At 62.1% G+C, this 9,099-nt stretch carries 7 protein-coding genes and 1 pseudogene; 2 read left to right on the forward strand and 6 right to left on the reverse strand.

The annotated features are described in order from the left end of the window. Positions 1 to 314: 314 nt before the first annotated feature. Together infA and HMPREF0178_RS09290 are read left to right on the forward strand one after the other, a co-directional pair. Positions 315 to 533 carry a translation initiation factor IF-1 gene (gene infA / locus HMPREF0178_RS09285; protein WP_005028298.1) on the forward strand — a complete coding sequence of 73 codons (219 nt, stop codon included), beginning with the start codon at positions 315 to 317 and terminating at the stop codon, positions 531 to 533. A 79-nt stretch (positions 534 to 612) separates the two neighbouring features. After that, complete coding sequence (locus HMPREF0178_RS09290; protein WP_009380402.1) at positions 613 to 1,107, forward strand: prolyl-tRNA synthetase associated domain-containing protein; 495 nt, start codon at positions 613 to 615, stop codon at positions 1,105 to 1,107. Positions 1,108 to 1,333: 226 nt separating this feature from the next. On the opposite strand, the gene HMPREF0178_RS09295 is transcribed toward HMPREF0178_RS09290, so the two are convergent. The 6 genes and pseudogenes from HMPREF0178_RS09295 to HMPREF0178_RS09320 all read right to left on the reverse strand — a co-directional run. Further along, positions 1,334 to 2,410 (reverse strand): hypothetical protein, encoded by a 1,077-nt coding sequence (locus HMPREF0178_RS09295; protein WP_009380404.1) that lies wholly within the window; start codon positions 2,408 to 2,410, stop codon positions 1,334 to 1,336. 107 nt (positions 2,411 to 2,517) lie between these two features. Further along, positions 2,518 to 6,195 carry a DUF748 domain-containing protein gene (locus HMPREF0178_RS09300; RefSeq protein WP_009380406.1) on the reverse strand — a complete coding sequence of 1,226 codons (3,678 nt, stop codon included), beginning with the start codon at positions 6,193 to 6,195 and terminating at the stop codon, positions 2,518 to 2,520. A 125-nt stretch (positions 6,196 to 6,320) separates the two neighbouring features. Next, positions 6,321 to 7,022 (reverse strand): Bax inhibitor-1/YccA family protein, encoded by a 702-nt coding sequence (locus HMPREF0178_RS09305; protein WP_005028303.1) that lies wholly within the window; start codon positions 7,020 to 7,022, stop codon positions 6,321 to 6,323. Positions 7,023 to 7,124: 102 nt separating this feature from the next. Beyond that, positions 7,125 to 7,736 carry a recombination mediator RecR gene (gene recR / locus HMPREF0178_RS09310; RefSeq protein ID WP_005028305.1) on the reverse strand — a complete coding sequence of 204 codons (612 nt, stop codon included), beginning with the start codon at positions 7,734 to 7,736 and terminating at the stop codon, positions 7,125 to 7,127. A 458-nt stretch (positions 7,737 to 8,194) separates the two neighbouring features. Next, positions 8,195 to 8,506 carry a YbaB/EbfC family nucleoid-associated protein gene (locus HMPREF0178_RS09315; RefSeq protein WP_005028306.1) on the reverse strand — a complete coding sequence of 104 codons (312 nt, stop codon included), beginning with the start codon at positions 8,504 to 8,506 and terminating at the stop codon, positions 8,195 to 8,197. 61 nt (positions 8,507 to 8,567) lie between these two features. Then, positions 8,568 to 9,099: pseudogene (locus HMPREF0178_RS09320) on the reverse strand (DNA polymerase III subunit gamma/tau); the annotation flags it as partial.

A 9,099-nucleotide genomic window follows, 5' to 3' on the forward strand; every position in this document is an offset into this window, starting at 1 on the left:
AACCTTTCTGGAGAAAGGTTCCCCTTCCCCTCCCCAAACCCCTCCCTTTCCCCTCCCAAGACTTTCGCGTTTATCGAATCCCTGTTGGCCGGATTTCCCGCCGATGGGATGCCGGGCGTTCTCTTTTTGGGAAGGGCGTTTTTTTCAGTGGAGCGGGGCTGTTTTGGCTGGGGCGGAATATGGAGAAAGGGATTGTGGAGCCGCCCTGCGCTGTTGACAAGGGAGGCTGTTTCAGGGCACTGTAACGGGTCATTGAATCCAACGCCTTTTGCAGAGGTGTGGACATACATCAAGGATTTTTTTGAGGAGGCTCCATGGCGAAAGAAGATGCCATTGAAGTTGACGGCGTGGTCCAGGAAGCGTTGCCGAACGCGATGTTTCTTGTTGAGCTTGAAAACGGGCACACGGTGCTCGCCCACATTTCCGGCAAGATGCGCAAGTTTTATATCCGCATCCTGCCCGGCGACCGGGTCAAGGTGGAACTTTCCCCCTACGATTTGACCCGTGGGCGCATCACCTACCGTATGAAGTAGTCCCGTCCGGCGTTGATTTCCCTTCCCCGTGGTATGCTGTGCCGCGGGGTTTTTGTGTTTGGCGCGTAACGGGGAAGATATGGAAGACAGAGAGATCCGCAAGGTTCTGGATGTGCTGGATAATGCGGGCATCCGTTACCGCATGGTTTCGCATGATCCCGTGTATACCATCGAAGAAATGGAGCGCCTGCATCTTGATGCCGATGCCGAGATCGCCAAGAATCTTTTTCTGCGCGACGCGCGGGGCAAGCGCCATTTCCTTGTTGTCCTGTGCAGCTGTAAGGCTGTGGATCTCAAGGCGTTGCGGGGGCAACTCGGAACGAGCGCCCTGTCCTTTGCCTCGGAAGATCGGCTGAAACGCTTTCTGGGGTTGGAAAAAGGGGCCGTCACGCCCTTGGGGATCCTGAATGACGAGGTCCGCGCCGTGGAAGTGCTCTTTGACCGCGATCTCGCCGGGCTCCCTTCACTCGGCGTCCATCCCAACCGCAACACCGCCACCGTCTTCCTGGCGTTCTCCGATCTGGAATCCCTGATCCGCAGCCACGGCAATTCCGTTTCCTTCGTGGCCATCTGAACCTCGGACAGCTTCGTTTTCCGCCTTTGCTGGCCTCTCTCTTGGTTCAGAGGTTGTCCTTTCGCACGCTTTCCCCTCAATCTGAAAAAGGCGCCTCAATGGGGCAGGTTCCTTCCTGCTCGGGAAAGGTTCTCCTTCCCCGGATTCTTTCTCCCTTTTACATGCTTGAAGGGAGGAAGGAACACGGTTCCCTCCCCCCTTCAACAATTCCTTCTTCCTCAGACGACTATTCGGCGGACTCTTCCCCTTCCTGAAGGAAGAGTTCGATGCGGTCGCTGCCCGGAGCGATGCGGATATCCGCGCTCAGTTCCTTGCAGGCGGCTTGCGCTTCATTCTGTTCTTTCTTGGCATCCTTTTCGCGGCATTCGGGCGAATCGGGTTCGAAATGCGTGTCATAGGGATCGGCGTTCGGAGCCGTCAGCTGGGCAAGCATGTTCCGGATGGCTTCTTTGCGGACGGCGGGATCGGGGCTGAGGATCGGATCATCCATATACACGGGGCCGTCGTCGCCGAGCGCCACGTGTTTGTATGCCCTGCCGGACAGCGCGGAAAACAGTTTCTCCAATGCCCCTTCGCTGAGCGGCGTGGTCAGGGACAAACCTATGATGTTGGTTTCCGCATCCTTGTAAAGGGAGATGATCCCGTGCCAGACGACCCCGTCGCTGACCATCGCGGTCTTGATCGAGAAGTTCTGGCTGTCGTTGTAGCTTTCCCGGCGCAGAGGGATGCCGTACATGAGGCACTCCTGTTCGCTCATGCCGCCTTTGAAGGTATCGAGCAGCCGCCCGATGGGGACGACTTCCGGAGGGTTCCGGTCGGGATCGCGTTCAAGATCGCGGTCCTTTTCCTCGCCATCGGCGATGAACAGCGGCTCGGCCTTCCGGTAGACCTCAAGCGTGGGGTCGGGCATACAGCTCGTGTCGAGCAGATCCTCCCCTTGGAGCTCCTGCTTGATCGGAAAACTCAGGAGATAGTCGCCCATGTCCGCTTCAAGAAAGAAGCAAGGGTCTTCGGGCAGCGTGACGGCGGCTTGCTGCTCCATGTCCAGATGCCCGGTGAGCTTCCGTTCGATCCACTGTTGTTGGGGATCCTGACACCAAAGGGAAAAGCCTTCGACGGGATAGTCCATATGGTTGGCAATCGTCGCGGCGGACGCCGCAGTCCCCCCCGCCATGAAGGCGGCCAGCGTGAGCAGCGCAATGAACCGGAAGCGTTTGCGCACGCCGCTTTCTACGCGTCCCGGATCGCATGGGAGGCCCGCCGGGGAGACGCGGCGGACGCCGGGCATGTAAGGCAAGTTCATGGAACCTCCTACAAATGGAAAGGGTTCTTTCTCCGAATACATGCAGCCTGTATACCATAAATGCAAGCAGGAACTGAAATCGTTTTTTATCTTTTTGTATCAAGAGATTAGCGTAATTGAATCTCTACCTGCGCCGTTCCGCTCCGCACATCGGGGTGGCCGCCCTTGGAGGCGATGTTCACGCGTTTTCCCAACCCCGGCCCGTGCTTCAGGAGAAAGGCGCGCACTTCTTCCGCGCGGCTGCGGGCCAGCGCTTCCAGGTCCGCTTGTGTTACGGTTTCGAGCGCTTGCAGCTTCTGCTCCATGATGTCCGGCTCCTCGTTGCCTTTGGCTTTACGCCCGGCGGGGGAGGCCTTGTAAACGTGCAGCAGGAAGCGTTCGTACTCGCCGGGTGACAACCTCGTGGTGCCAACGGGGTTGGTTGCCCGCTGTTTGGCGGACAGGGCGGCGTACTGCCGGGCCTGCACCTTGCGGAGGACCCGCAGGCGTTTCAGTCCGCGCGTATCGCTGGCTGGCTCATACATGCCGATGAGTTCGATTTTGACGCGAGGGCGCTCTTCAAGCGCTTTGGCTATGCGCTTGAGGCGCTCTTGGGCGGCGGGGTTGATGCGGGTGTCTCCGGGAGGGAAGGCGATGACCTGAAGCGCTGGATCGCCCGGCGTCACGAGCCCTATGATGCCGCCGAGCAGCGCGAAGGGTGAGGTCACGACCTTGGTGAACAGCCCGCCGAGCGCCTTGCCCACCAGCCCGCCGACCTGCAGCGCGGCGTCGTCGAGCCGCCCGGAAATGGGGAGATCCAGCGCGATGTTGCCGCGCAGATCTTCCAGCAGGGCAAAGCCGAGGGAGACGGGGTAGTCCGGCGCGCCGGGCCGTGTGTCCTTGGGGCCGAGCACGGGCTTTTCCAGCCGGATGTGGTTGTCGAGAGAGAATGTCCAGCCGGACGTGGCGAAGGCGCTTTCAAGATCAAGGCGCCCCTGCACCACGGGATACCCCAGATAGGCCCGCGTATAGGCGGAATAGCGGGCGAGATCCACGCCTTTGGCGGTGAAGGCCAGTTTGGCCGCCGGAGGGGTGGAGAACGGATTGCAGGAGCCGGACAGCGTAATGGGCGCGCCCCCGATCTGTCCGGTCAAGACGATGTCGGACAAGCCGCCGGATGAGGAAAGGCCGCTGACCGTCGCGTTGATATCCTGAACGGCGGAGACGGAACCGTGGGCCTGATCCCGGAACAGCAGGGCGGCGTCTTGAAGCCTCAGGGACGCCACGGAAAAACGGAAGGGGGAGGAGGGCTCTTGGCCCATCTGTTTTTTCGGGACGCACTCCAGGATGTCCAGCGTCTTGTCGGCATTGAGGGCCACGTCCATGCGCAGGAGGTCCAGCAGCATTTCCTTGGCCTCGAAGCTTGAGGAAGCCGAAGAAAAGCGGAACGTGTCCGCGGAAAGGCGGCGGAGCACGGCATACACTTTCTCGGTACGGGCGTCCTTGAGCCGGAGGTCGCGCACGGTAAGGGAGCCCGAAGCCTGTATGCCGAGGCCTTTCCCCTTTTCCTCTGTGATCGTGGCGTCGAGGTCCGCGGAGAGCCTGCCGGACGGGGAGAGGTTTGTGGAGGCGCGCAGGGGCGGATCGAGCCATTCGAGGGGCAGATCCGCAGCGTCCATGCTGGCGGAGAAGCGCAGGGGGACGGGACGCAATGTCCCTTTGAGGTTCAGGCTGTCGGACGATGTCCCACGGGCGCGCAGGGTCAAACTGATGGTATTGGCCAGATCGCCGGAAAGAGGCCCGGTTTCCAGATCGAGGCTGGAGATGAGCTTTTCGGCTTTCCCTGCGGCGACATGCTCCAGCCTGCCCCCGGCGATGCGGAAACCGCCGGCCTTGAGCTTCCAGCCGGAGAGGAAGGCTTTTGCGGCGTCCGGCAGGGCGGCGGTGAACATCCCCTCGGGGAGGCGTGTTTTGAGGGCGGGAGCGGGGTTGGCTGCGGACGGCTTTGCGCCGGGGATTGCCAGCCCCATGCCGCCGGAAGAGGTCACGCGCACTTCGGGGGCTTCGACGGACAGGGTTTTGACCGAGGCGGAACGGGCTTGTGTGTCAAAATGCAGGCCATTGAAGGTGAGCGCCCGTATCCGGACGGCGGGCGAACCGGCGTCTTTCCCGGCCTTGCGGTCGGCGGCGGAAAGGCTGTTGCCGCGCCCGAAGGACAGTGCGCTCACCGAGGCTTCGGCACCGGTGACGGCGAGGGAGGTTGCTGAGGCAGGGGCGGCGGGCGTTTGGGGCGTTTTTCCGTCAGAACCGAAGCGGACGCCGCCCTTAATCGCAATGCGCCCCAGAATGTCGTTGAGGGGCGTTTCCCCAAGCAGGGGGCGGAGCACGATGAGCGGCAGGTCGTCCACCCACAGGGAGGCGTTGAGGCTCGGGGGGGTGAGCGTGCCCTCGCCGTCCACCGCGAGCACTCCTTCCGTGCTGATGCCGAAGGAGAGGCGCATGGCCGTGCGCGCGCCGGGGCGGGTCGAGTATTCCGCGATGCGTCCGTCCACGCCGGTGATCTCGATCTGCTGCGTATCCGCAAGGCTGGCGTCGACCCATGTGAAATCGGAGTTCCTGAGGATGAGGTCCGCGCCTTCCACCACGAACGGCGTTTCGGGCGAAAGGTTTTCTGGGTTCGCGTCCGTCCCGCTCAGCCAGTCCACCCAGTCGATGCGCCCGGCCTTGTCGCGGCTGACGCGCAGGTACAGGCCGTCGAGTTCCATCTCGTCCAGACGGATGCGCCGCTCGGACAGCGTAAAATCTTTCAGGGCGGCCTGCCCCCGGCGGAGCCTGCCCACAATGGTCCCTTCCGGGGTGGCGATTTCCGCATCCTCGACCTTGACCGTGCCGGACAGGCTGCTCTCCACCCGCCCCAGATGCGGCTGCGACAGGGTGAAGAGCATGTCGAGCGCCACCGTGCCGCTGTTCAGGTTCAGGGGCGTGAAATCGGACAGGTAGCGTTTGAAATGCTCCATGTGCAGCGGAGCCGTGTGGATGGCGAAGGTGGTGCGGAGCGTTTCGGCATCGGGCTCGGTGCGGCCTTCCACGTCGATGCGCGTGCCGTTGACCAGCGCGGAGAGCGTGGGCGCAAACGGGAGGTCCGCCGAGCGCAGGAGCGGGACATGAAAGTTCACGTCGCTGACCGTGTGGACCATGCCGACAGGGCCGTCGCGGAGCAGGATGGTCCCGCCTTTCAGATCAAGATCGCTCAGGGCGAAAAGCGGGGCATCAGGAGCGGTATCGGCCCCGCTCGGCGCGGGCAGCAGTTTGGAGAAGGAAAACAACCCATTGCCGAGATAGGTGATGTCGAGTACCGGATTGTATACGCGGAGGGCGGCCTGAATGGGGGCGGCGTCCGCGAAAAGCCGGAGGCGTGGCCGGATGTCCAGCCGTTCGATGGTCAGCAACGCGCCGTCGGACGTTCCCGTCTCTTCAAGGTAGGGGACACGGACGCCGCGCACGGCAATGCCGAGGGTAAACGGGTTGACCGAAAGGGATTCGATGGTGACGGGGGCGTTGACGGCCTCCGAGAGCTGGCTTTCCACGACGCCGCGCAGCACCGTGGGCGGCAGGGAAACGGCAAGGGCGGTCCACAGGGCGCAGAGGAGGCCGATTCCGAAAAGACAGGCACGCCAGCCTTTGGCGGAACGCCGTCCTCGGGTTCGGGCCTTCTCCTCCTCGGCTTGTGCGGAAACGGGAGGAAGCGGAGGGGCTTTTTTGACGGCGCGGCGTTTCCTGCGCCGCTTGCGTTGCTTGGAAGCCATGCGCGTTTCCTGTGTCGGGTAGCAAAAAAGCCTTTCACATCCCGGATGCGGTCATGAAAGGCTCCCGTTGCCCGCCGGAGCGGCTCCGGCGGGCGTAAGGGGACGGCTCCCCAGAGTCGATCCGGTTAGCGGCGGTCGCCCATGAGGCGGAGCAGCATCAGGAACAGGTTGATGAAGTCGAGGTAGAGGGTCAGCGCGCCGAGCAGAGCGCCGCGGCGGATGGCTGTGGCGTCGTCGAGCGGGGCGTTTTCGCCGAAGGCGCGGATCTTTTGGGTGTCGTAAGCGGTCAGGCCGGTGAAGATGACCACGCCGAGGGCGCTGATCACGAAGGTCATGGCCGAGCTCTGGAGGAAAATATTGACGATCATGGCGATGATCAGCCCGAACAGGCCCATCATCATGAAGCTGCCCATGCCGGTGAGATCACGTTTGGTGACGGTGCCGTAGATGCTCATTCCGCCGAACATGGCCGCGCAGGTGACGAACGTGGACATGACGGAAGCGCCCGTATACACAAGCAGTACCGAGGACAGGAACGCGCCCATCAGTGCGCTGTAGACGACGAAGAGAGCGGTGGCGGCAAACGCGGACAGCCGGGAGATCATGCCGCTCAGGACCAGCGGCATGGCGAACACGGCGATGGCGAGGATGATCAGGCCGAAGGTGTTGCCGAAGATGGCGGACAGAAGAGCCGGGGAGGACGCGACGAAAAAGGCGGTCCCCGCCGTGACAAGCAGGCCGACCGTCATCCACTGGTACACATGGCGCATGAAGACGGATGCGACGCTGATACTGGTTGACCGAGTGGAATCGCGCAAGCTTTCCATTGAATAAAACCTCCGTAAAAAATGGGGGTAAGAGAACTCTGAAATACCTTTTGGGATAATAGTCATTAAAAGGCTATGGCGCAAGTGCCCGGCATTGCAACCTCAGCGGATTTCCTGCCGGTACTGGAGCGACTGGCGCAGGGTTTCGCGGTCCATGAACTTCACTTCCGCGCCGAGCGGGATGCCCTGCGCGAGCCGGGTGACGGTCACGCCGGGGAAGCGGCGGTTGACGAGGCTCCTGACGAGCGCGCCCGTGGTTTCCGCTTCAACGGTGGCGCCGAGGGCGAGCACGACTTCACGCACCTGCCCTTCTTCCAGACGCTTGGTGAGCCGATCGAGCTCGAGGCTTTCGGCGCTCAGGTTATCGAGCGGAGCCAGCAGGCCGCCCAGAATAAGGTAGCGGCCCTTGTAGAACGCGCCTTCTTCCAGCGTGAGCATACTGTCCCATTCCGCGACCACGCACAGCAGCGAGTCGTCGCGTTCCTTGTCCGAACAGACGTTGCAGGGATCGGTTTCCGTCAATGCCCCGCAGCGGGAGCACAGCCGCAGGTTGTCGCGCAGGTCGTGGATGCCCTTGCCGAGCCGCCGCGTTTCGGCTTCCGGCCACTTGAGCAGCGTCATGGCCACGCGCATGGCCGATTTGGGCCCGAGGCCGGGCAGCCGCGCCAGCTGCTCCACGAGCGCCTTCAGCGGTTCAGGGATTCTGTGGTCCATACTTCCTCGTTTGGGTGGACAGAAAATTGGGGGAGGGGGAATCTTTCTTCAGAAAGGCTCCCAGCGTTGCTGTCGATGCCCGTAAGCCTCGGAGACGCGTCAACGGGTACGGCCCGTTCGGGGGGCGCCATCCGGTCGTCCTCCCCTCCCCAAAACCTCCCCCTCTCCTTCCCAAAACTTTTGACGTTATCGAATCCCTGTTCCGCTTATTGCTTCGGGAACGGGGACTCGTTCGGGGAAAAAGGGAGTGGGGATGGGGGAAAGGCCGCCCTCAGGGACGCGACAACCCGCCATCCACGGTTGGACGACGGGCGACTGGCAGCCCACCGGGGGCAAAACGCATGTCCTTCGCCCCTCCCCGTCCCAAAAACGCAAAAGCCTTGGGAAGGAGGGGAGGTGGGGAAGGTGAGGAGGAAGCCTTTCTTCAGAAAGGTGCCTCCTCACCTTCCCCAATATCCTTAAATGATGCCGGGCAGCTTGATGCCGCCGGTGATGGCGCTGACTTCGCGGTCCATCGTGGCGCGTCCGATACGGACGGCTTCGTTGACGGCGGTCAGGACGAGATCCTGAAGCATTTCCACATCGCCGCCTTCGAGGGCTTTGGGATCGATGGTGATGGACACGATGTCCTGCTTACAGGTGGCGACGACTTTGACCATGCCGCCCCCGCTGGAGGCTTCAACGGTACGTTCGGCCATTTCCTGCTGCATCTTGGCGATTTTGTTCTGCATGACGCCGGCTTGGCGTACAAGATCATTCATGTTGCGCATTACGGTCTCCTTGAAAGGATCGGTTGGGGAGAGGTTTCCCGAGGAACCTCCGAGGGTTCCTTCAACTCCGTGTGTGCTCCACCGGGATACACCGAATGAGAGAAGCGCCGAAAGTCTCGGTGAGAGACTTGATCACGGGGTGGGAGGCAAATTCTTTTTTGAGTTCGGCCTCGGTCTTGTGCAACCGTTCCGGGGCGGACACCTGTACGGAGACAGCCTTGCCGGAATAGTCGCTGGCCAGCCGTTCCAGCTCGGAGAGCCGGGAAGGGGCCGAAAGCTGTTCATACTGGATGGCGCTGGTTGTGGCAAGCGTCAGGACTCCTTCCGAAAATACGCCGTTCGCCTGTGTGAGCGCCGGAAGGGACAACGTGACGTCGCTCTGGTTCTTGCGGCAAAACTCCACGAAGTCCATCCATGCCTCCGAGGGCGCGGGCACGGTGGAAGCATGTTTTTTCTTGGATCTTGCGGAGACGGCATCCTTCGCCGGAGCGGTGTCCAGAGGGTGCGGGGCGTCTGTGGGCGCGACCGTTGCGGAAGGTTCAGACTGCTCCGAGGGGGCCGGAGTAGCTGTTTCCCACGGCGGCGTGCCTTGC

It is taken from the genome of Bilophila sp. 4_1_30, assembly GCF_000224655.1.
Classification (GTDB): Bacteria; Desulfobacterota; Desulfovibrionia; order Desulfovibrionales; family Desulfovibrionaceae; genus Bilophila; species Bilophila wadsworthia.